We start from the raw sequence: 22,637 nt of genomic DNA on the forward strand, positions 1-22,637 counted from the left end.
ACACCCCACCACACCGGTCAGGTCACGAAGTACGGCTGCCCTACTAGAGAGCCCCGAGTATCTGATCAGTCACATGGGCTACGATCCGCGTCGCCCGAATGCTAGAGACCTCCGGGCGATGGTCCTTGAACCCCACTTCGAGCTGTTTCAAACTCGCCTGCAACCTCCGGTGCCATTAACGGTCTGCGGACACTATGCGCAGCGAGGCGGCCGGGCTTTCGTTTCGCAGTCCCTGATTTGCATCGACACGGGCTGCGGCACCACAGAAGGGGCACCGCTAAGCGCGGTCCTCCTTCCCGAGCGGTTGATTGTTCAGTCGGACATAGGAGGCGAGGTCAAGTGACATCTGAGCCGGCTAAGTTGCGTGAATTGCGGAACGCCGTCAATGACGGACGAGAGATAATCTCCGTCCACTATGCTTGCGAGAGTCTGACAGATGCAACGGATCATCCCCCAACTGTCTCCTGCATAGCTGTCGCAAGCCTGAACAACGGGACCCGAGAAGCCTTTTCACTAGCCGACCTACCTGTAGAGACCGACGCGGTGGGGCGAGAAATTTCCTTGCTGGAGCGGTTCTACGACTATCTAAGTGAAAATCGAGAATCTATCATAGTCCACTGGAATATGAACAGCTCGATCTTCGGGTTTGCCGCCCCCGCCAAGCGGTATTGCTTTATCGCTTCCAAGGAGCACCCTCCATACAGGCCGTCCGATCACCTCCTCTATGATATTGATGACATCGTCGCCGAGATGTATGGCGACCAGTACGTCAGGCATCCAAAGTTCTACAATCTTGCCTCACTCAACGAAGTCGGGCTCTACTCATTCCTTCCCGGCAAGGAGGAGGCAAACCGCTTCAAATCCGGAGACTTTGGTGCTATCAATAGCTCCACAACAACCAAAGCGCGTGCGAACTTAGACATCCTGCGCGCACTCTTGGCTGGACAGCTCCGCACCCAGAGAAGTTCGGGAAGCGTGCGATTCGCCGGGCAGCAGATAGATGCCGTTGACACGATTCTGACAATCGGGCAACGGATGCGGGACGTCGAGAGAGAGTTGTCTCGCAGGCACGGCGGTCGACCGACGATCACTGTCGCGGATGAGTATGACGCCCAGGATCTCCTGAAAGGGCTTTTTGCTCTATTCTTTGAGGACGTGCGCCCTGAGACGTGGACGCCTAACGTCGCCGGCGGTGCAGCTCGGATCGACTTCCTACTTCCCTCCTTCGAGCTGGCTGTCGAGATCAAGCGGGCGCGGCCAAGCATGACGGCTCGCAGTCTGGGCGACGAGCTGATTGTGGATCGGGACCGGTACAAGACAGAGCAGCGCGCCAAGCATCTAATCTGCCTTGTCTTCGACTATGACGGAATCCTACCCGGCCCCCGTGGACTAGAGGCGGACCTGAGCCGAGAATCAACGGTCGAAGGGCTGGCGGTAACGGTGAGAATCTTCGACCGCTGACTTTCTCATCCCGTCTGCCGTCGACCCGCCCTCCTGGGGAGCGGGCCTCCGCCCGGCCCGCCACGTCAAGACGGCCTTGACGGCTCGTACGGACGCTGGCGGGTCGGGCGGTGGTCTGCTCGGCTTGCCCGGGTCGATGGCGGGCGGGATGGCTCGCGCAACCACTCACGGACCGCGAGCCGTCGACGATCTTTCCCATCCCGGAGCTGACAGAGCGCCCCCGCCGGAGGCGCAGTAACCGCAACCCCCGCACGCGGCCGGCACCCTGCCGACGCGCCCGGCGTGCGCTCCACCACGCCGTGCGCCTGCCCGACCCGATCCCGGCCGGCTGCCGGCACAACCCCTGAACTTCTCTCCCACCTCGGCCACCCATTCGGCGGCGACCCGTTGGGCATCCCGCTTTCCGCGCCAGCCGCCGGGCGTGTTGCGTGGGCCGTAGTGGAGCGCCAGCGGAACGGAGGCCACGCGTCCAGGCGGCGGCGCGGGGGGGGGGGGGGAGAGAAAAAGGGAAAGGAAGGCCACGCGTCCAGGCGGCGGCGCGTGCGGCCCGCTTCGCGGGCCGCCTTGAAGACGTACAGAAAGTTCTCACAGCACCGCCGGCAGCCGGCCGGCACCGGGCGCGTATAAGCCTGGCGGGGACGTCTAGGGACGCCGTACGCTCCGGGTATGTCGGGGCTGGTGGCGCGAGCGGCTGAGCTTGCCGAGGAACGGTTAGCGGCGGCTCTGCCTCGGCGTTGGCGTCATGTGCAGGCCGTTGCCTGGAAGCCGTCGGGCGGACCACGGATCGGCTCGCGGTGTCCTAACCGATGTACGGCTTCGAACGCCCCTCGTAGCCGTGATCGATGCGCAGCCGCATGGACGGATGGATCGTCAGCGTGCTCAGCTCATCCTGGGCAACCCACCGAACTTCGGACGACTCGTCGCTCGTGGTGGGTTCGCCGGACAGGTACCGGGCGCGGAAGCAGATGGAGAACTGCTGCCGTACTTCGCCATCGCTGTACTCGATGACATGGTTCGGGTTGGTGTAGAGGCCGACGATCTCGGTCACCTCGATGTCAACCCCGGCTTCCTCCTTGGTCTCACGCACGGCTGTCTCGGCGATGTACTCGCCGAAGTCCTGCGCCCCGCCCGGTAGCGCCCACAGGTCGTTGTCTGTCCGGCGTACCAGGAGAACGCGGTCGTCCGCGTCGAGGACGAAGGCGGTCACAGCGACAACGATCGAGTTCGGTCGGGGGGCGTCCGGGTTGTTGAAGTGCTCGGTCCTGGCCACGGCTCCTAGCCTGCCACTTGCGGGGGCCAGATCGGTGCGGCGCTGGACCAGACGCGGTCGAAGCTGTCGGCGTAGGTGTCGAACAGGTCGCCTCCGGAGAGTCGCCGGAGGTGGAAGACCGGGGCATGTGCGGCGGGGAACCCGTAGGCGTGCGTGTTGACAAGCATCTCGTTGTCAAACCGGTAGATCGAGTTGTAGAGGGTCGTGCTGTGGAACCGGGCATGTACACCTGGCACGTCCTGGAGCTGATTGTAGAAGGCCATCACGTTGCGCACCTTGCCCGCTATTGCGTCGCCGATCCCCTCCTCGGCTCCTCGCTGGGCCACGGCCTCCGACTCCGGGTTGCCGAGGAGTAGTCGGACGTCGACACCGGCTAGCGCCCTTTCTTTGAGGTCTCGGATCAGGGTAGGCACCAGTTCCGGTAGGAACAGGCCGGCGTAGACGAGAATGCCGATTCGTTCGCTGGACTGCTCGATCAGTCGCCGCCACAGGTCGTACGGCACGGCGGACCGGCGGGAGTAGACGTGCACGACCTCGGATTCCGCCACCCGTGCGACGCGCTCGGGTGATGCGGCGTTGGGCCAGAGGTACGACTCACGCTCTTTCAGCAGGCCGGCGATGGCGTGTCGGTGTCGTGGGTAGGGGACACGGTTCTGCGTTATCCACCGCTCGGCCGTCTTGGGGCTGACTCCGACACGTTCAGCCAAACTCAGCGGTGTCAGGCCGGCGTTCAGGACGGCTTCCCGTAGACGGTCGTTCGCCATGACTACCCCTTCGCAACCCTTCGAGGGACGACTTTATCCTAACCAGGACGTCCCTAGACGTGCAAAGTGCGTTGTGACGCCGTGGCTTCCCCTCCGGCGAGAGTGGACCTCGTCAGCGAGCAGTCGTCCGCAAGGGTTGCGCGTTGGACAGGAGGTCCGTGCTCACTCGGTCCTCGGCGCGAACCTGAGTGGATCGACACCTACGAGAAGACGAGGTGGTCATGATCCTCACGCCAACCCAACCCATCTGGAAGTCTCGATGCTAGGCGTCGGCGCGTTCGTCGGGGCGGCGCTGCTCGGCTTCTGCGCGGGGCTGTGGTCGTTCCGAGTGAAGTCCAGATGGTGCCCCAGCTGCGGATGCGCCACCTGGCCGATGGAGCGAGGCGCCGACGGCGTGGAAAGGCCATGTGGCGACGGGTGACCCGGTGAACAACCGGCTGCTCCGGACCCCGGAACCGAGCCCAGGAGATGTGTTGCTGATCGGGCGGGAGGCGAGCGTCCAGTTCGCCGACGACCGCGGCATCCGATTCCGGGTGATCGCGGTGGACCGGAAGTGGACGTACGACGGCTGGATCTGGCTCACCGGCTACGTGCTGGACCGCCACGGCAACGCCATGGAACGGCGCGAGATCTTCGTCCAGCGTCACGGACTCTACCGACTGCCCAAACGTGCCGCGACCTGACTGTTGACCAAGGAGAAGAAGTGATCATCGACGTACTACGGGACTGGTGGCTGCGCTGGCTCGACTGGCGCTCCGGCCGGTCCACGGCGTCCCTGCGACTGCGCGCCCTACGGCTGCGGCAGACGACATCCGCCCGGCACCGCCGACTCGACGGTAACCGTGGACACCACTGGCGTTCGGAGACCACCACCCTGCTGCCGACCCTGCGCCCCCTGATGACCTACGGCCAGCAAGTCGGCTATCGACTGCCGCCCGCCAGCATTCTGACCAGCCGGTGACCGTGGCTCACTGCCAGACGCCGGCGCGCATCACCCGGCGTACCCGCAGGTCGTCGTCGAGCTCGACCAAGTCGGCCCGGTGCCCGGGGGCGAGTGCGCCGACCGTGCCGGCCAGGCCGACCGTCGCCGCCGGGGTGGTGGCCGCCATCCGTACGGCGTCGACGATGTCGATGCCGGCGGCGACCGCCCGGCGCAGCGCCGCGTCCATGGTCAGCGTGCTGCCGGCGATCGACCCGTCGCGGGCCAACCGGGCCACGGAGTCGGACACCGTCACCGCCTGCCCGCCGAGTTCGTACGCGCCGTCGGGCATGCCGGCGGCGGCCATCGCGTCGGTGACCAGCGCGGTCCGACCGGGGCCGCCGACCGACGTGGCGAAGGTGAGGGTGCCGTCGTGCAGGTGCACCCCGTCGGCGATCAGTTCACAGGTGACGCGGTCGTCGCCGAGCAGGGCGAACACCGGGCCGGGTTCGCGGTGGTGCGGCGGGCGCATCCCGTTGAACAGGTGCGTACCGGCGGTGGCGCCGGCGTCGATCGCCGCCCGGGTCTGGTCGTAGCCGGCGTCGGTGTGGCCGATCGCGGCGACCACCCCGGCGTCGACCAGCCGGGCGATCGCGGCCAGCGCGCCGGTCCGTTCCGGGGCCACGGTGACCATCCGGATCACGCCGTCGCCGAGGTCGAGCAGCCCGGCCAGTTCGTCCGGCTCCGGGTCGCGCAGGTACGCCGGGTTCTGCGCCCCGCACCGCACGACCGACAGGTAGGGGCCCTCGAAGTGCAGCCCGGCGAGGGTGCCGTCGGCGACCAGCGGGGCGTACCGGGTGACGGCGTCGCGCATCAGCTCGACTGGCGAGCTGACCAGGCTGGCCAGCAGGCTGGTGGTGCCGTGGGCCAGGTGGAAGGCGGCGGCCCGGCGGGCCGAGTCGGGGTCGCCGGTGGTGAAGGTGTGTCCGCCGCCGCCATGGTTGTGGATGTCGACGAAGCCCGGCACGATCCAGCCCGATGCCGATGCCGATGCCGATGCCGATGCCGATGCCGACGCGTGCACCCCGGCCGGGCCGCCGTCGGTCGTCGCCACCTCGGTGATCGTGTCGCCGTCGACGGCCAGGCGGCCGTGCTCGCGTACCCCGTCGGGGGTGACCAGCCGGCCCTCGATCCTCATCGGGCGGCCCGCTCAGCCGGCTCGGCGGCCCGCTCGACCAGGTCCGACGCGACCAGGTCCGACGCGACCAGGTCCGACGCGAGCAGCGCGGCACCGAGGCAGCCGGCCTCGTCGCCGAGCGCGGCCCGGACCAGCCGGGGCAGCCGGTGGAAGGTGGCCCGGCGGCGGACGGCGGCGTCCAGCGGGGCGAGCAGTTGGTCGCCGGCCTCGGCGAGCCCGCCGCCCAGCACCACCAGCTCGGGGTCGAACATCGCCTGGCCGATCAGCAGGCCGTCGGCGAGCGCGTCGACCGCGTCGGCCCAGATCCGGCCGGCGGTCGGGTCGCCGGCGGCGGCCAGCCGGGCCACTTCGGCGGCGCCGCCGGTGCGGCGGCCGGCCTGGTCGGCGTACCGGCGGGTGATCGCCGCCGCCGACGCGACCGCCTCCAGGCAGCCGGTCTGCCGGCAGCCGCAGGTCGGCCCGTCGGGGCGGACCACCACATGACCGAGTTCGCCGGCCGCGCCGTGCGCGCCGGGGTAGCCGGTGCCGTCGACGACGGCGGCGGCCGCGATGCCGGTGCCGACCGCCACGAACAGCACGTGCCGGCTGCCCTGCCCGGCGCCGATCCGGGCCTCGGCGACCCCGCCGGCCCGTACGTCGTGGCCGAGCGCCGTCGGCAGCCCGACCCGGGCGGCCACCAGGTCACGCAGCGGTACGTCGCGGAAGCCGACGTTGGCCGACCAGACCGCGACGCCGGCCGACTCGTCGACGACCCCGGGTACGGCGACGCCGACCGCGACCGGGGTGAGCCCGTCGGCGCGGGCGGCGTCGGCGAGCTGCCCGGCGAGGTCGCAGATGGTGTCGACGACGGCGGCCGGCCCCCGGGCCGCCGCGGTCGGTCGCCGCTCGGTGTGCCGTACCGCCCGGTCGGTCAGCCCGACCAGGGCGCTCTTGATGCCGGTGCCGCCGACGTCCAACGCAATGACGACCTCGTCGGACGGTCCGGGCGGTGTCGGGCCGGCTCCGCCGGGCAGCGTCACGTCAGCACGACCGACCGGGTCAGGTGGCGCGGGTTGTCCGGGTCGAGCCCACGGCTGGCTGCGAGGGCCACCGCGAACCGTTGGGCGAGGATCAGGTCGGCCATCGGGTCGAGCGGCCGGCGTCCGGCGGCCCACCGGTCGAGGACGGCGTACACGCCGTTGGTCCGGCTGTGCACGAACGCCGCGCCCGTCGCCGCCACGTCGTCGGCCAGGTGGTCGGGGATCTCGCCGAACGCCCACACCATCCGGCCCGGCCCGGCGATCGCGATCGGCCCGTGCCGGTAGTCCATCGCCGGGTACGCCTCGGACCAGAAGACGGCGGCCTCGCGGCACTTCAGCGCCGCCTCGTGGGCCAGGCCGACGGTCCAGCCCCGGCCGAGGAAGGTGGCCTGGTCGATCAGTGCCGGGTCGATCGGCAGCCGGGCCCGGACGGCGACCTCGGCGTCGGCGGCGATCGCCGCCACGTCCGCGCCGAGGTGGGCCCGCAGCAGCGCCAGCACGCTGGTGGCGAAGCGGGTCTGCACCACGGACCGCTCGTCGGCGTACGGCAGGGCGACGACGTGGCCGGCGAGCTGGGCGGCGGGGGAGCCGGGGTCGCCGACGAGGACCGTGGTGCGCTGCGGGTCGTCGACGGCGGCGAGCAGGTCGGTGATCTCGGTGGTGGTGCCGGAGCGGCTGATCGCGATGATCCGGTCGTAGTGTCGGCCGGTGGGGAACTCGGAGGCCTGGAAGGCGTCGGTCTCACCGTGGCCGGCGCGTTCCCGCAGCCCGGCGTACGCCATCGCCATGAACCAGGAGGTGCCGCAGCCGACCACGGCGACCCGCTCGCCGGTGCGGGGCAGCGCCCGGGCGGGGGTGTCGGCGGCCTGTGCGGCCGCCCGGCGCCAGCACTCCGGCTGGCTGGCGATCTCGGCGTCGACGTAGCTCATCGCGACACTCCTCGCTGACGACAAGCAGCGGTGCTCGTTCGGGCTCGAACTGGCACCTTTTCGCGCGTCATTGTGCGCGTTCTCGTGACCGGGTGGCAACAACCGGGCTGGGGTGATGCCCGATCGCGCAGCCAGAGGTTTTGCCTGGCGGGCGTTTCGCGCATTAGTGTGCAGCAAACTGGTCACGATCTGCGCAGCGAGGCGTGGTAAGCAGCGAGGCGCGGTAGCAGCGAAGCGTGGGAAGGGGCGGCATGGATCGGTACGCACGCTGGAACGCTCTGCTGGAACTGCTCACCGACAGCGGCCGGATCACCGTCGAGGACGCCGCCACCCGCCTCGACGTCTCCCAGGCCACCATTCGCCGCGACTTCGACCAGCTCGCCCAGCAACAGATGATCACCCGCACCCGGGGCGGGGCGGTCGCCAACGGCGTCTCCTACGACCTGCCGCTGCGCTACAAGACTGCCAAGCACTCGGCGGAGAAGCAGCGCATCGGCGCGGCCGCCGCCGCACTCGTCGAACCCGGCATGGTCGTCGGGCTCAACGGCGGCACCACCACCACCGAGGTGGCCCGCGCGCTCGCCGTACGCCCGGATCTGAACACCAGCGCGGACGGCGCCCAACTGACCGTGGTCACCAACGCGCTGAACATCGCCAACGAGCTGCTGGTCCGTTCCCGGATGAAGATCGTCGTCGCCGGCGGCGTGGTCCGACCGCAGTCGTTCGAACTGGTCGGACCGCTCGGCGGCGCGCTGCTGCGGGAGGTCACCCTGGACGTCGCGCTGCTCGGTGTCGACGCGATCGACCCGCAGCTCGGGGCCGCCGCCCACCACGAGGGCGAGGCGTCGATGAACGCGCTGATGGTGGCCCGCGCCAAACGGGTGGTGATCATCGCCGACGGGTCGAAGCTGGGCGGACACGCCTTCGCCCGGATCTGCCCGATCGACCGGGTGGAGACCCTGATCACCGACTCCGGCGCCGAGCCCGGCACGGTCGCCGCCTTCCGTGAACTCGGCGTGACGGTGGTCACCGCCTGAGCGGTCGGTCCCGTATGGTGTGTCCGGGTTTCGACGGCGGGCGCGCGGCGGAGGTGGCGGATGACGGCCGTACTGGAGATCTCCGGGCTGCGTAAGACCTACCGCAGCCGTCGACGTGGGATCCGGCATGCCGTCGACGGCTTCGACATGCGGGTCGAGGCCGGCCAGGTGCACGGCTTCCTGGGCCCGAACGGATCCGGCAAGACCACCACACTGCGTACCCTGCTCGGCCTGGTCGCGCCGAGCGGCGGCCGGATGGCGATCCTCGGCCAGCCGGTCCCGCAGCAGCTGCCGGCGGTGATCGGCCGGGTCGGCGCCATCGTGGAGAGTCCACAGTTTTTCCCGCACTTCACCGCCCGGGACACGCTGTCGCTGCTCGCTCAGGCCGGCGGCTTGGCGCCGCACCGGGTGCCGGCGGTGCTGGACCTCGTCGGCCTCGCCGACCGGGCCGGCGAGCGGGTCCGCACCTACTCGCTCGGCATGCGTCAACGGCTGGCCGTCGCGTCGGCGCTGCTCAAGGAACCGGCACTGCTGATCCTCGACGAGCCGGCCAACGGCCTGGACCCGGCCGGGATCCGGGAGATGCGCACCCTGATGCGTGACCTGGTCGCCGCCGGCACCACCGTGGTGCTGTCCAGCCACATTCTCGGCGAGATCCAGGTGATCTGCGACTCGGTGACGATCATCTCGCGGGGCCGCCGGGTCACCGCCGGACCGGTCGCCGAGGTGCTGGCCGCGCACTCCGCCGGCGGTCTGCGGGTACGCCTGGAGGCTGCCGCCGACCTGCCGGCCGCCGAGACGGCCCTGAGCGCCGTTGACGGCTCACCGGTCACTGTCACCCGGCACGCCGATCACCTGCTGGTGCACGGGGTCGACCAGCCGGCCCGAGTCACCCGTACTCTCGCCGCCGCCGGCCTGTACGTCAGCGAGCTGACCCCGGTCACCGCCGACCTGGAAAGTGTCTTCCTTCAGCTGACCTCCGAGGCCGACCGCACCGAGGCCGACCGCACCGAGGCCGACCGCACCGAGGCCGACCGCACCGAGGCCGACCTGACGGCCGACGCCGACCAGACGGGAGCCGGGCGATGAATCTGTACCGGGCCGAGCTGCGCCGCCTCGGCAAACGGCGCTTCGTCCGCTACCTGGTGGCCGCCGCGCTGCTGCTGCTGGTCGCGATCGCCGTCGGGACGTTCCTCGGCAACCAGAAGATCGGCCCGGCGGCGTACGCCGAAGCCGAGCGCACCGCCGCGGCCGAGTACCGGGCCGGGGTCGAATGGGCCGAGCAGTGGCGAGCCGAATGCGAGCGCAGCCAGAGCAGCGGCGCCGCCGATACGAACCGGTTTCCACCGAACTGCGCCGATATCGTGGCACCGACCCGGGACATGTACCCGGCCGAGCCGTACCTGCCGGCGACGTTCATCTACCACAGCGATTTTCCAGCCACCCTGTACGTCTTCGCGACCCTGTCCACCCTGGTCTTCTTCGCAGCCGGGGCGTCGTTCATCGGTGCCGAGTGGACCTCCGGCGCGATGATGAACCTGCTGCTGTGGCGGCCACGCCGGCTCCGTGTCCTGTTCACCAAGCTGGCCGCGCTGCTGACCGGCGTACTGGCGGTGACCGTGCCCGCCGTGCTGATGTGGACGGCGGCGCACTGGGCGACCGCCGTGTGGCGCGGTTCGACCGCCGAGATGACCGCCGGTGCCTGGCGGTCCGTCGCGTTGACTGAGCTACGGGTGGTGGTGCTGGTCGTCGCGGCGGCCACGGTCGGCTTCGGGCTGGCCGCGATCGGCCGGCACACCGCGTTGGCGCTCGGCGGCGTCCTCGCCGTACTGGTGCTGGGCCAGTCCGCGTTGAGTTTCCTCGCCGACGTGACCGACGCCACCTTCACCGAGGCGTGGGTGCTGCCGGTGTACTGGATCGCCTGGATGGACTCGTCGATCGAGCTGACCAGCTGGCAGGCGTGCGACGGGCAGCCCGGCTGCGTACCGCCGACCACGGAGCTGACCTGGCTGCACACCGGCGTGCTGATGGCGGCGGTGGTGCTGTTGGTGTTGGTTGTCGCGGCGTGGACGGTGCGCCGGCGCGACGTCAGCTGAGTCGGCTGGGCCAGCTGACGGCGTCGTCGCCGACACACCGCAACGGCGCAAACCGGCGGATGCGTACCCGTGGGGTCGGCGATTACCCTGGTGAGGTGCCGGCTGCTGACGAACCCCGGACCGGACCCGGCGCCGGGCCGGTCCCCCGGACGACGGCCGGCGTTCCCCGGCAACGCAGCGAGCCGGGCGGTTCCCGGGGCTCCGACGACGCCGGCACCGAGCCGCTCGACGACGCCGGCACCGAGCCGCTCGACGACGCCGGCCGCAACGCCGATGGGTCCGACGCCGGCACCGGACCGGGCGGTGCGGGCACCGTCAGCGGTACGCCTGCAGCCGGGCCGGCCGCGACCGGGCTGACCGAGCGTGAGCAGCGGGTTCTCGATTTCGAACGGCAGTGGTGGAAACACGCCGGTGCCAAGGAACAGTCGATCCGGGACACCTTTGGTCTCTCCGCCACCCGCTACTACCAGCTGCTCAACCAGTTACTGGACAACCCGGTCGCGCTGGCCGTCGAACCGGTGCTGGTGGCCCGGCTCCGCCGGCTGCGGGCGGCCAGGTCGCGGGCCCGGCGCGGCTGAGCCGGTCCGCCGGTGGCGGACCGGTCGGGATCGGCCGTCGGCCCGTCTGCGCGGGCCAGTCACTTCTCGTACATCTTGAGCCCGTTGCCGAGCGCGATGAACGTCGGTGCCCATTCGCCGACGAAGATGCCCCACCGGTCGGCCCGGTCGACGCCCGCCGCCTCGAACCGCTTGGAGAGTATCCAGCTGGTCAGCGAGATCCCGATGCTGACGATGCCGGCAACGTACATGTGTTCGGCCCGCAGGCCCTTTTCGTGCAGTTGACGCAACATCTGTGGTCCCCCCTGAGTCCCGGGCGCCGCTGTCACGTGCGCCGCGCGGCTCGCGATCCTCGACACCCACCTACCGGTCAAGCTACCGTCGGTGACGGACCGGATTCTGAGAGTTGGTGAGAGATGCTCAGGGTGATTCCCGGCCGACTCCGATGCCGGCGGTGACGAGCCGGTCGTCGGCCCCGCCGGCCGACCTGCCGACGATGCGGGTGGACGCCTGCTCGGTCGCCGCGCCCGGACAATCGGACAACGAGGACCATATCCTGCAGTACGGAGACCTGGTCGGAGTGCTGGACGGTGCCACCGCTCCCGCCGGCTTCGACACCGGCTGCAGCCACGGGCCGGCCTGGTACGTACGCCGGCTCGCCGCCCGGCTCGGGTTGGCCAGCGCCGCTACGCCGGCCGCCCCGCTGGCCGGGCTGCTCGCCGAGGCCATCCGGGCGGTCCGCGACGACCACGCGGCCAGCTGCGACGTGGACCACCCGGGAACCCCGTCGGCCACCGTGTGCCTGCTGCGCCGCTCCGGTGGACACCTGGACTACCTGGTGCTGTGCGACAGTCCACTGGTGTTCGAGGCGGCCGGGCAGGTCGGCGTGGTGTCCGACAACCGGTTGGCCGACACCATGGACAGACTGCGCGGACAGCACGATCCGCCGGCCACCGACGACCCACGGCACCGCTACCACCGGGCCGTACGGTGGCAGCGGCAGTGGATGAACCAGCCGGACGGCTACTGGGTGGCCGCCGCCGACCCGGCCGCGGCCGACCGGGCGCTCTGCGGCACCCTGCCACTGACCGGACCGGGCCGGATCACCCGGGCGGCGCTGCTCAGCGACGGGGCGACCCGGGCCGTCGAACGGTTCGGGCGGTACAGCTGGCCGCAGCTCATGGACCTGCTCGCCGAGGCCGGGCCAGCCGAGTTGATCCGCCAGGTACGGACGGCCGAGACCGCCGAGCCGGATCGGTCGATTGGTCACAAGCGGCACGACGACGCCACGGCGATATTTTGTTTGTTCGATACCGGGTGATCCGGCCCGTCGATGCGTACTGACCTGGGACAACAGCTGACGGGCGGGATCCGGGTCGCCGGCCCGCGGGTGACCGGTGTCACCGAGGCGGTTTGGGAAGCGCCGGTACTGAGCAACTATCCCGCTCAGGGGCCGGTAGCTGGGTAGACGGGAGGTGCGGAATGAGTAAGGCGGAGTCGGCACCGGCCTGGGAGACTACCGCCGTGCGGCACGACGTGCGGTTGACCCCGATGAGCGACGACCTGTTGGAGCCGTTGCTCTCTGCCGCCGTGGCCGAGGCCGAGCCGGGTGAGGTGATGCCGCCGGTGCCCGGCCCGGCCGGTTGGACCGCCGCCCGCCGGGACGCCTTCCGCACGTTCTACCGGTCCCACTTCGGCGGCGGGCAGTTCGGGCCCGCCGGCACCATCGTCTACGCGGTCACCGTCGGCGGGGACGTGGTCGGCGGCATCCGGCTCAGCCGGCTCGACACCCCTTCCGTCGTGGAGACCGGCATCTGGCTCGGCCGGTCCGCCCGTGGGCGGGGGGTCGGCTCCGCCGCGCTACGCGCGGTGCTGGACGAAGCGGTCCGGCTCGGTGCCCACCTGGTCATCGCCCGGACCACACCGGCCAACCGGTCGGCGATCAACCTGCTGCGGCGGTGCGGCGCGATCATCGGGGTCGAGCAGGGCCAGGTGCACGCCCGGTTCTGGCTGGACGAGGCGTTCACCACCGACCTGGCCGGCTGATCCGGGCGCGCTGATCCGGGTATGCCGGCGCGTCTGGCGCGCAACGGCACTTCAGGGGCGCGACGCGCCCCTACCGGGCGGACTGCTGTTCGGCGTACGCGGCCAGCCAGGCCACCTGCGCCGGGTCCAGCGACGGCCGGATCCGGTTCCGGGCCGCCGCGACGTGCGCGGCGGTCACCGATGACGCCTCCAACGACTCCCGCATCGCGGCCAGGGCCGACTCGCGGACCAGTGCGGCGCAGTCCGCCGCCGAGAACCCGTCCAACGACGCGGCGAGCTCGGTCAGGTCCACATCGTCGGCGAGCGGCACCGACTTCGCCGCCGCCTTGAGGATCTCGGTGCGCGCGGCACCGTCCGGCGGCGGTACGTACACCAACCGCTCCAGCCGGCCCGGCCGCAGCAGGGCCGGGTCGACCAGGTCCGGCCGATTCGTCGCACCGATCACCACGACGTTGCGCAGCGCCTCGACCCCGTCCAGTTCGGTGAGCAGCGCGGCGACCACCCGGTCGGTGGTGCCGCCGTCGGACGCCTGCCCGCGCACCGGGGCCAGGGCGTCCACCTCGTCCAGGAACACCAGGGTCGGCGCTGCCTCGCGGGCCCGGCGGAACAGTTCGCGGACCGCCCGTTCGCTCTCCCCGACCCACTTCGACAGCAGCTCGGCGCCCTTGACCGACAGCACGTTCGCCTTGCCGGTGCCGGCCAACGCGGTCACCAGGAACGTCTTGCCGCAGCCCGGCGGACCGTAGAGCAGCACCCCGCGTGGCGGCTGCACGCCCAACCGGGCGAAGGTGTCCGGGTAGGTCAACGGCCAGAGCACCGACTCGGTCAGCATCTGCTTGACCTCGGCCATGTCGCCGACGTCGTCCAGCGTCACCCGCGCCAGCTCCAGCGTGGACGTCGCCATCGAGGTGGGGCGGACCACCTCCAGCGCGGCCTCGAAGTCGGCGGCGGCCACCATCGGCGTCTCCGCCGACTTCTGCCGCAGCGCCGCCCGTACCCCGGCTTCGCGGGCCAGCGCAGCCAGGTCGGCGGCGACGAACCCGGGGGTACGCGCGGCGACGTCGTCGAGCCGGACGTCGTCCTCCAGCGGCATGCCCCGGGTCAGCACGGCCAACTGTTCCCGACGCATCGCGGCGTCCGGCAGCGGCACCGCGACCTGCACGGCGAGCAGGTCCGGGCCGCGCAGCCCGGGGTCCAGCGCCTCCGGGTGGCTGGTGGTGCAGACCACCGCCGCGCCGGCGGCCACCGTCTCGGCCAGCACCTGCCGGAACACGGTCGACAACGGACCCGGCTCGTCGCGGGGCGCGATCGCGTCCACGTCGGTGATCAGCAGCACTGCGGCGTCGCCACGGCGTACCGACTCGGCGGCCCGCCGCAGCCGCTGCGCCGGCGTGTCGTTGGTCGACGCGGCGAGCTCCGGCGCCCAGAGCGTCTCCACCCGGGCGTCCAGGTCGGCGGCGACCGCACGGACCAGCGCCGACTTGCCGGACCCGGCCGGTCCGCTGAGCAGTACGCCGAGCGAGACCGTGGTGCCCAGCCGGTCCAGCACCTCCCGATGGTGGAAGCCGAGGTCGAGCAGCTCGGTCAACTCGTGTGCCTGGGCCCGCAGGCCGGGCAGGTCGTCCAGGTTGGGTGCCGGCTCGTCGACGAAGTCCGGTGCCGGTGCCGGCGACACCGGCCCGGCCGGGCGGACCTCCTCCCCGGACGACCCGTGGGTGGCCGGCCCGTGCCGCCAGGCCACCACGGTGTCCATCGTGACCAGCACCGGGTCCCCGGTCCCGGCCGGGCCGGCCGGCTCGGCGTCGGCGACCGTCAGCAGGGTGCTGGTCCAGGCGTACCCGACGACGTTGGCCAGACTGCGCCGGGCCGCCTCCATCAGGCCACGGTGCGCCGAGTCGGAGAAGACGTCCTGCGGCAGCAGCGACACGTCATCACCGGCGGTGACCACCTTGCCGAGCAGGGCCAGCCGCAGCATCTCCGGGCTGACCACCGCGACGATCTCGACCGGTCCCTCCAGGGTCAGCCGGCGGGCGGCGACCTCGGGCGCCGGGGCCACGGTCACCTGACCGCCGTCGCGGACACCGAGGTTGCCCAGGGTCAGGTCGTCGGCGTACAGCAGAGCGCGGCTGGCGCCGGCCTCGGCGCGGGCCGCGACCCCGGCGGTGCTGCGTCGCCCGGTCAGCCGCACCGGCGTGCCGGCGGTGACGCCGAGCGCGGCCAGCACCTCCGGGTGCAGTCGGACGATGCCCCTGCGGGCGTCCAACGCGGCGGGCCGCAGGCTCGCGGACAAGGTCAGTTCGGGGTCGGCCACCCGCCGAGCCTATCCACCGCCGCGGCTGAGAGGGTTCACAGCTGGCCGGCGGGCGGTGGCCGTACCGTGTGGCACATGCCGACTCCCTTGTCCACGCGGCTGCGTCGGGTCCTGCCCGGGTCGAACCAGCGGCGGCTGAGCGGCGGGCTGCTCGCGCTCGTCCTGGTCGCCGGCGTGGTCACCTGGGCGGTCTGGCCCGAGTCGGTGCCGTACGCGGTGACCGAGCAGCGGCTCACGGTCCGCTCCGGCCCGGACGGTGACCAGCCGGTCGATCTGGACACCACGTTCTATTTGCCGGAGACGGCCTCGGCGGCCGATCCGGTGCCTGCGGTGCTGCTCGCCCACGGCTTCGGCGGTTCCAAGCAGTCGGTGGCCGCCGACGCCGAGGAACTGGCCACCCTCGGGTACGCGGTGCTGGCGTACTCGGCGCGCGGGTTCGGGGCCAGCGGCGGACAGATTCACCTGAACAGCCCCGACCATGAGGTGCGCGACGCCGCCCGGCTGCTCGACTGGCTGGCGCAGCGCCCCGAGGTACGCACCGACGCCGACGGCGACCCGCAGGTCGGGGTGGTGGGCGGCTCGTACGGCGGCGCGTTGGCGCTGCTGCTGGCCGCTGCCGACGACCGGGTCGACGCGATCGTGCCGATGATCACCTGGAACGACCTGGCCGGTGCGTTCCTGCCGGAGTCGACCGGCGGTGACCCGGTCGACGGGGTGTTCAAGAAGGGCTGGGCCGGACTGTTCTTCGGCAGCGCCGGGGCTCCCGTCGGCGGGCCGGGGATGCCGGCCGACCCGGCTGGCCCGGGGGCACCGACCGGCGTCGGCGGGCCGGGGATGCCGGCGGATCTGGGTGGGCTTGATCCGCAGTGCGGGAGGTTCGCCGCTGACGTGTGCGCCGCGTACCTGCGGATCGCCACCACCGGCCGGGGGGACCCGGCGGCGGTGGCACTGCTGCAGCGGTCCAGCCCGGCCCGGGTGCTGGACCGGATCACCGCGCCGACGCTGCTGATCCAGGGCACGGCGGACACGCTGTTCCCGCTGGCCCAGGCCGACGCGAACGCCCGGGGCATCGCCGCGAACGGCACCCCGGTGCGGGTCGCCTGGTTCACGGGCGGTCATGACGGCGGCAGCGGTCCGCTGACCGACCAGGACCGGGTCAAGTTCCTCACCGCGCAGTGGCTGGACCACCACGTCGCCGGGGACGGCGAGGCTCCGGGCGGCAGCTTCACCTGGTCGCGGATCGCCGGCTTCGACGCGATGGACCGGGGACTGGTCGCCACCGGCTACCGGGTCACCGACTACCCCGGCACCGCCGGCACGGCAACGACGACGGTGACCGTCGGCGGTCCGCCGCAGCCGATCGTCAACCCGCCGGCCGGTAACCCGGCGGCGGTCTCCTCGCTGCCGATGGCCGGCGGGCTGGCCGGTGCGCTCGGTGGCGTCGCCGGCGGCTTGGTCAGTGAGCTGCCCGGCCAGCACGGACACTTCGACTCGGCGCCGTTGGCCGACCCGGCCGACGTGGTCGGCGCGCCGACGGTGACGGTCCGGGCCGCGTCGCCGACCGGCGAGGCGGTGCTGTTCGTCAAGCTGTACGACGTCGACCCGGACGGCGCGATGAGCCTGCCCGGTGGGCTGGTCGCGCCGGTCCGGCTGACCGGCCTGCCGGCGGACATCGCGCAGGCGCAACCGGTCGAGGTGACCCTGCCGGCGATCGTGCACCGGTTCGAGGCCGGCAACCGGCTGCGGATCGTGGTCGCCACCTCGGACCAGGGGTACGCCACCCCGGTCGAGCCGACCGTCTACACGGTCGCCCTCGGCGACGGCACCGCGGCCGGGGGCACCGACGGCGCGCCGGTCGTCCTGCCGCAGGTGGCCGGTGAGCCGATCGCGACCTCGGCAGCGCTGTGGCGCTGGGTGCTCGCCGGGCTGGTCGCCGCGATCGTCGTCGGACTGGTCGTGGTCCTCGCCGTGGTGCGGCTGCGGCAGCGGCGCACCGACCACACCGTCGACGCCGCGCACGCGCAGACCCCGCTGGTGGTGCGGGATCTGCGCAAGGAGTACGCCGACGGGTTCGTCGCGGTCGAGCGGGTCGACTTCACCGTCGAACGCGGCCAGGTCGTCGGCCTGCTCGGGCCGAACGGTGCCGGCAAGACCACCACCCTGCGGGTGCTGATGGGGCTGACCCAGCCGACCCGTGGTGAGATCCTGGTCTTCGGCCACCGGCTGGTGCCCGGCGCGCCGGTGCTGTCCCGGATCGGGTCCCTCGTCGAGGGGCCCGGGTTCCTGCCGCACCTGTCCGGCATCGACAACCTGCGGGCGTACTGGCGGGCCACCGGACGCCCGGCGGCCGATGCGCACTTCGACGAGGCCCTGGCGATCGCCGGGCTGGGAGATTCGGTCCACCGCAGGATCCGCAACTACAGCCATGGGATGCGTCAGCGGCTGGCCATCGCCCAGGCCATGCTCGGGCTGCCGGAGCTGCTGGTGCTCGACGAACCGACCGACGGGCTGGACCCACCGCAGATCGCCGAGATGCGCCGGGTGCTCAGGCGGTACGCCACCGGCGGGCGGGCGGTGCTGGTCTCCAGCCATCTGCTGGCCGAGGTCGAGCAGACCTGTACCCACGCGGTGGTGGTCAACAAGGGCCGGATCGTGGCCGCCGGGCCGGTGGACGACATCGTCGGGGATTCGCCGAGCGTGCAGTTCGACGTCTCGGACGTGACCGCCGCCGAAGCGGTGCTGAAGCGGCTGGCCGGGGTGCGTACCGTCGCCGCCGACAACGGCGGGCTGATCGTCGACGTCGATGGCACGTCGCGCAGCGAGGTGGTCGCGGAGCTGGTCCGGGCCGGGGTGGCGGTGGACCGGGTGGTGCCCCGCCGCCGGCTGGAGGACGCCTTCCTGGCCCTGGTCGGCGAGAACTCACGGGGAAGCGGGGACCGCTGATGGCTACCGTCGAATCACCGGGCGTGCGACAGCCGGACCGGCCGGCGGACCTGTCCGGCGCCGCCGCCGGCTACCGGGCCCGCGCCACCTTGCCGTTCTGGGCCGAGGTACGCCGTCAGGCGGCCCGCCGTCGCACCCAGCTGACCCTGGGCTTCATGGTGCTGCTGCCGTTGATCGTGCTGATCGCCTTCGAGTTCGACGACGGTGACGACGACAACGGCGGCGGCGAGTTCGCCAGCCTGGTCGAGCTGGCCACCACCGGCGGGTTGAACTTCGCCCTGTTCACCATCTTCGTGTCGTCGACGTTCCTGCTGGTGGTGGCGGTGGCGTTGTTCTGTGGCGACACGGTGGCCAGCGAGGCGAGCTGGGGGAGCCTGCGCTATCTGCTGGCCGTGCCGGTGCCCCGGGGCCGGCTGCTGGCGGTGAAGCTGGTCGCCGCGTTGGCGTACTCCGGGTTGTCGATCCTGGTCCTTGCCGCGACCGCGCTGCTGGTCGGCACCCTGCGGTACGGCTGGTCGCCGCTGCGTTCGACGGTGGCTGCCGAGATCCCGGCCGGGGAGGGCACGCTGCGGCTGCTCGGCATCCTCGGCTACCTGGCGGTGGTGCTGCTGATCGTGGCGTCGCTGGCGTTCCTGCTGTCGGTGTCGACCGACGCGGCGCTCGGCGCGGTCGGCGGCGCGGTGCTGCTGTGGATCCTGTCCAGCATCCTGGACCAGATCACCGCGCTGGGCGTGCTGCGGGACTTCCTGCCGACCCATTTCAGCACCGCCTGGCTGGGGCTGCTGTCGACCCCGATGCAGACCGACGACGTGGTACGCGGCTGCGTGTCGGCGTTGGCGTACGCCACGGTCTTCCTGTCGTTGGCGTTCTGGCGGTTCACCCGCAAGGACGTCACGTCCTGACCGTGGCAGGGTTAGGGGGCGGGGCGGGGATGTCCCCCTTGCCGGTCCGGGTGGTGCTCTTCTTACAGTGGTTACATGGCACCGGCGCGATCCCTGCATGAGATCTTCGCTGGGCTGCCCGGCGACGCCGCAGCCCACAGCGACGTCGCTGCCGTGCTCGATGCCAACGGCTACGCGGACCTTTCCCCGGAGTTGCTGGCACAGGCAGTGGTCAGCTTCGCGGACACCGCCCCGGCTGAGGTGGCCGAACATCTGGCCCCGTTCGTCACGGCGCACAGCCAGGTCAGCGGCGACGGCACCGTACCGGACGATCTGGCCTCGCCGCTCGACCTGCTCGCCACGGCTCCCGCCCCGGCGTTCGACGCTCCGACGCCGGATGATCCGGCGTTCGACCGGCTGGATCTGGACGGTCCGGGGTTCGACGCCGTGCCGCCGGACGGTCCGGGGTTCGACGACCCCGCCGGTTTCGACACCCCCGGGTTCGACACCCCAGCCAGGTTCGACACCCCAGCCGGGTTCGACGACCCGGGTTTCGCGGCCGGCCCCGAGATCGACGCGGCGTTCGGTCGCGGCGACGGCCCGACCGTTGACGATCGTGAGTCGGCAACGGTCGACCCGTCCCCGGCCGGCCCGACCGGGGACGACGCCGAACCGGCCAGCCACGACAGCCAACCGGACGCGGCGGATCTCCTGGACGGTCCGCTACCGTCGGGTGACCCGTGGGCGATGCCGCCAATCTCCGAGGGCACCGCCGGGGTGGACGGTGCCGCGGAGATCGACGACCTCGGGGCCGGCTGACCGGTCAGGCGCCGACGATCGCGGTGGCGTGTTCGCGCAGCTGACGCAGCCGGTCCAGCTCAGCGTTTAGATCGCGGAGCCGGCTCTCCCGCTCGGCCTTGGTGCGCTGGGCCGCTTCCGACGCTGCGGACAGCGCCTTGGCGTTCGATCGGGACAGCTCCTCGGCCAGCGCGCTGTAGTGGTCGCGGAGCTGGCGCTGAATCCGGCGCAGGGTGTCCCGGGAGTCCTTGGTCATCACGAAACTGACCTCGTCGCAGTACCGCCGGACGGCGTTCTTCGCCTGGTTCTGCCGGTTGACGCGTTGCCGCTTCTTCTCCTCGCGCAGGCCCTTGCGGCCCATCACCAGCCCGATTCCGATGCCGATCGGGCCGAGCGCGATCCCGGTCAACGAGCCGAGCATGACGAACATGAGCGCGCCGCCGTAGGCGCTCTTGAGCGCCACCATCGCCTGCTTGCCCAGCTTCATCTTGGCCAGCTCGATCTTGTGGTCCACCTGTGCGGTGCCGACCAACGGGACCGGGTCGGGGATCGCGACGTGGTGTAGCACCTCGCCGGCGGCCTCCTGGAAGTGCAGGGCCACGTCGTCGCTGAGGCTCATCGCCCGGTCACGCAGCATCATGTAGTTGGCCAGCAGTTCGTTGGACACCCTGGCCTGCAACCAGCGTTCGGTCTCGTCCCAGGCGTCAGCGGGGTCGATCTCCTCGATCGCGGCGTCGGCCTCTTCGAGGATGCGCCGGAGCCGGCCGCGCAGGTCGTAGTCGACGTCGGCGTTGAGGTCGGAGATCCCGTCGCTCAGCGTCTGTTGCCACTTCGCCGCAGCCGCCTTGAGTGACTCGACCCGCTGCTTCACCGCGTTGAGCTCGGCCACCACCGTGGCGGCGGCCTCCGGGTCGGCGAGCGCGGCGTGCTCGGCCTTGAATTGTTTCTCTATTTGCTCGCAGATGCCAAGAACCGGCGTGGTTGCTTTTGTTTCGCCCTGTTCCCCCGCTCCGCCGGCGACCCGCTGCGTCACGAACTTGACCAGATCCGGGAACCCGGACTCGGCGTTGAGTTCCTTGTCGTTGCCGGCGACTGCCCGCAGCCGCAGCGCGGACGACACCGGGATGATCGGCATTTCGACTTCGCGGCGCAGGTGGCCCTCGTCCAGGTCCCGGATCTTCCGCCAGTGTGGATAGAAGTCCGTCTTGGTGATCACGCACACCACCGTCGGGCACACCTCGTGGGCCTGCCGCAGAAAGTCCAGCTCGCTGCGGGTCAACTCCTGGGCGGCGTCGGTGACGAACAGCAGCGCGTCGGCCATTGAGGCGGCGGACAGGCTGGCTGCAGCGTGGACCGAGCCCAGACCGCCGACTCCCGGGGTGTCGACCATGACGAGGCCGTTCGACAGGATGTTGCGCGGCAGCCGGACCTCCACCCCGGCGATCCCGGGTGGGGTGGCGTCGCCGGTGGCCCGTTCCAGCACCACATCCTGCACCTGGTCGATGGGCAGCGGCTCCCGCCGCGCGGGGTCGTCGCTGAACAGCAGCTGCGCCGACGGCTGCGGTCCGTGCCGGATGTAGGTCGGCAGGACGGTGGCCACGTCGTCGTCGACCGGGCAGATCTTCGTCCCGACCAGCGCGTTGACCAGTGAGCTCTTGCCCTGTTTGAACTCGCCGACTACCACGACGTGCACCACCGGGTCGGACAGGGTGTGCCGGATGGTGGCCAGCCGACCACCGAGGTCGGGGCGGTCGTACGCCTCGCAGGCGCGTACCGCGAGATCGACGATCTGTGTCGCCCGTTGCAGCGTGCCGTCAGCGTCAGGGGGTGTCGTTTTCGCGGTCAACGTCGCTCCTCGATCGAGGTTGGTGTCGGCAGGCGGTGATCAGCAGGCGGTGGTCAGCGGGGAAACGTGCGAGCGCCAACATGGCGTGGCAGGCCCCGGCCGGACCTGCCACGCCATGTTGGCGCTCACCGGGCCGGACGCCGTGCGACGTCCGGTCCGCTCTGTGGTTGTCCGGTCACGCCCCGAGGGTCGGGTCCGCAGTGGTGTCCGCCTCGGCGGTGCTGTTGTTGTTGAACGAGTCGTCGGTGGTGAACGAGTCCTCCGTGTTGAAGGAGTCCTCCTGGTTGAACGAGTCGTCGGTGTTCACCGAGTTGTCGGTCGACTGGTCGTTGAACGAGTCGTTGGTGGACTGGTCGTTGAACGAGTCCTGGGTGCTGGCCGAGTCGCCCCCGGAGGCCAGCGACGAGTCCTCGATCCTCGAGTCGGTGGTGTTCTGCTGGCTGCCGCCCCCGAAGTTGATGTTGATCGGCCCCAGCGCGCCGCCGTCGCCGCCGCTGGCGTTGCCGCCGGTGCCGGCGCCACCGGCACCGCTGCCACCGGTCGCGGTGCCGCCGGCCCCGCC

21 protein-coding genes are annotated in these 22,637 nt (G+C 71.3%); 12 read left to right on the plus strand and 9 right to left on the minus strand.

Annotated features, from left to right (window positions below; translation table 11 throughout):
• The first annotated feature begins 339 nt into the window (after positions 1-339).
• On the plus strand, positions 340-1,461 hold the full coding sequence (locus ACXAHD_RS16015) for a PD-(D/E)XK nuclease domain-containing protein (protein ID WP_475051449.1): 1,122 nt from the start codon (positions 340-342) through the stop codon (positions 1,459-1,461).
• A gap of 799 nt (positions 1,462-2,260) precedes the next feature.
• Here ACXAHD_RS16015 and ACXAHD_RS16020 read toward each other — a convergent pair.
• The gene (locus ACXAHD_RS16020; protein ID WP_281552940.1) at positions 2,261-2,731 is read right to left on the minus strand and encodes an NUDIX hydrolase; all 471 of its coding nucleotides are present in this window, start codon (positions 2,729-2,731) and stop codon (positions 2,261-2,263) included.
• Positions 2,732-2,736: 5 nt separating this feature from the next.
• On the minus strand, positions 2,737-3,495 hold the full coding sequence (locus ACXAHD_RS16025) for an XRE family transcriptional regulator (RefSeq protein ID WP_289212073.1): 759 nt from the start codon (positions 3,493-3,495) through the stop codon (positions 2,737-2,739).
• 473 nt (positions 3,496-3,968) lie between these two features.
• Here ACXAHD_RS16025 and ACXAHD_RS16030 point away from each other — a divergent pair, with 473 nt between their 5' ends.
• Positions 3,969-4,178, plus strand: a complete 210-nt coding sequence (locus ACXAHD_RS16030; RefSeq protein WP_475051452.1) for a hypothetical protein — start codon at positions 3,969-3,971, stop codon at positions 4,176-4,178.
• Positions 4,179-4,198: 20 nt separating this feature from the next.
• Positions 4,199-4,456 carry a hypothetical protein gene (locus ACXAHD_RS16035; protein ID WP_281552942.1) on the plus strand — a complete coding sequence of 86 codons (258 nt, stop codon included), beginning with the start codon at positions 4,199-4,201 and terminating at the stop codon, positions 4,454-4,456.
• 7 nt (positions 4,457-4,463) lie between these two features.
• On the opposite strand, the gene nagA is transcribed toward ACXAHD_RS16035, so the two are convergent.
• The 3 genes from nagA to ACXAHD_RS16050 are packed head-to-tail and all read right to left on the minus strand — an operon-like array spanning position 4,464 to position 7,560.
• On the minus strand, positions 4,464-5,612 hold the full coding sequence (gene nagA, locus ACXAHD_RS16040) for an N-acetylglucosamine-6-phosphate deacetylase (protein ID WP_475051455.1): 1,149 nt from the start codon (positions 5,610-5,612) through the stop codon (positions 4,464-4,466).
• Positions 5,609-6,631: an ROK family protein gene (locus ACXAHD_RS16045; protein ID WP_289212075.1), complete on the minus strand. Its 1,023-nt coding sequence runs from the start codon at positions 6,629-6,631 to the stop codon at positions 5,609-5,611. Before ACXAHD_RS16045 ends, nagA begins: the two co-directional genes overlap by 4 nt.
• A complete protein-coding gene (locus ACXAHD_RS16050; protein WP_289212076.1) occupies positions 6,628-7,560 on the minus strand; it encodes an SIS domain-containing protein in 933 nt (310 codons plus the stop codon). Before ACXAHD_RS16050 ends, ACXAHD_RS16045 begins: the two co-directional genes overlap by 4 nt.
• A gap of 251 nt (positions 7,561-7,811) precedes the next feature.
• Between ACXAHD_RS16050 and ACXAHD_RS16055 the strand changes: the two genes are divergently transcribed.
• From ACXAHD_RS16055 to ACXAHD_RS16070, 4 genes are all read left to right on the plus strand, one after another.
• Positions 7,812-8,597: a DeoR/GlpR family DNA-binding transcription regulator gene (locus ACXAHD_RS16055; RefSeq protein WP_281552946.1), complete on the plus strand. Its 786-nt coding sequence runs from the start codon at positions 7,812-7,814 to the stop codon at positions 8,595-8,597.
• Between the two features lie 60 nt (positions 8,598-8,657).
• On the plus strand, positions 8,658-9,686 hold the full coding sequence (locus ACXAHD_RS16060) for an ABC transporter ATP-binding protein (RefSeq protein WP_281552947.1): 1,029 nt from the start codon (positions 8,658-8,660) through the stop codon (positions 9,684-9,686).
• On the plus strand, positions 9,683-10,693 hold the full coding sequence (locus ACXAHD_RS16065; RefSeq protein ID WP_281552948.1) for an ABC transporter permease: 1,011 nt from the start codon (positions 9,683-9,685) through the stop codon (positions 10,691-10,693). Before ACXAHD_RS16060 ends, ACXAHD_RS16065 begins: the two co-directional genes overlap by 4 nt.
• 95 nt (positions 10,694-10,788) lie before the next feature.
• Positions 10,789-11,271, plus strand: coding sequence for a DUF3263 domain-containing protein (locus tag ACXAHD_RS16070; protein ID WP_281552949.1), 483 nt, complete (start codon positions 10,789-10,791; stop codon positions 11,269-11,271).
• Between the two features lie 59 nt (positions 11,272-11,330).
• Here ACXAHD_RS16070 and ACXAHD_RS16075 read toward each other — a convergent pair whose 3' ends face one another.
• Positions 11,331-11,543 carry a hypothetical protein gene (locus tag ACXAHD_RS16075; protein WP_281552950.1) on the minus strand — a complete coding sequence of 71 codons (213 nt, stop codon included), beginning with the start codon at positions 11,541-11,543 and terminating at the stop codon, positions 11,331-11,333.
• A gap of 152 nt (positions 11,544-11,695) precedes the next feature.
• On the opposite strand from ACXAHD_RS16075, the gene ACXAHD_RS16080 reads away from it, so the two are divergent.
• Positions 11,696-12,571, plus strand: coding sequence for a protein phosphatase 2C domain-containing protein (locus ACXAHD_RS16080; RefSeq protein WP_281555818.1), 876 nt, complete (start codon positions 11,696-11,698; stop codon positions 12,569-12,571).
• Between the two features lie 203 nt (positions 12,572-12,774).
• The gene (locus ACXAHD_RS16085) at positions 12,775-13,296 is read left to right on the plus strand and encodes a GNAT family N-acetyltransferase (RefSeq protein WP_281555819.1); all 522 of its coding nucleotides are present in this window, start codon (positions 12,775-12,777) and stop codon (positions 13,294-13,296) included.
• 70 nt (positions 13,297-13,366) lie between these two features.
• On the opposite strand, the gene ACXAHD_RS16090 is transcribed toward ACXAHD_RS16085, so the two are convergent.
• A complete protein-coding gene (locus tag ACXAHD_RS16090; RefSeq protein WP_475051461.1) occupies positions 13,367-15,607 on the minus strand; it encodes an AAA family ATPase in 2,241 nt (746 codons plus the stop codon).
• Between the two features lie 75 nt (positions 15,608-15,682).
• On the opposite strand from ACXAHD_RS16090, the gene ACXAHD_RS16095 reads away from it, so the two are divergent.
• From ACXAHD_RS16095 to ACXAHD_RS16105, 3 genes are all read left to right on the plus strand, one after another.
• The gene (locus tag ACXAHD_RS16095) at positions 15,683-18,550 is read left to right on the plus strand and encodes an alpha/beta fold hydrolase (RefSeq protein ID WP_289212078.1); all 2,868 of its coding nucleotides are present in this window, start codon (positions 15,683-15,685) and stop codon (positions 18,548-18,550) included.
• Positions 18,550-19,452: an ABC transporter permease gene (locus tag ACXAHD_RS16100; RefSeq protein ID WP_282232446.1), complete on the plus strand. Its 903-nt coding sequence runs from the start codon at positions 18,550-18,552 to the stop codon at positions 19,450-19,452. Before ACXAHD_RS16095 ends, ACXAHD_RS16100 begins: the two co-directional genes overlap by 1 nt.
• A gap of 75 nt (positions 19,453-19,527) precedes the next feature.
• Positions 19,528-20,250, plus strand: coding sequence for a hypothetical protein (locus ACXAHD_RS16105; RefSeq protein WP_281552954.1), 723 nt, complete (start codon positions 19,528-19,530; stop codon positions 20,248-20,250).
• 4 nt (positions 20,251-20,254) lie between these two features.
• Here ACXAHD_RS16105 and ACXAHD_RS16110 read toward each other — a convergent pair whose 3' ends face one another.
• Together ACXAHD_RS16110 and ACXAHD_RS16115 are read right to left on the minus strand one after the other, a co-directional pair.
• Positions 20,255-22,075 (minus strand): dynamin family protein, encoded by a 1,821-nt coding sequence (locus ACXAHD_RS16110; protein WP_475051465.1) that lies wholly within the window; start codon positions 22,073-22,075, stop codon positions 20,255-20,257.
• Between the two features lie 175 nt (positions 22,076-22,250).
• A partial coding sequence (locus ACXAHD_RS16115) for a hypothetical protein (RefSeq protein ID WP_475051468.1) occupies positions 22,251-22,637 on the minus strand: 387 nt, incomplete at its 5' end.

Source organism: Micromonospora sp. ABR4_055 (genome assembly GCF_056160425.1).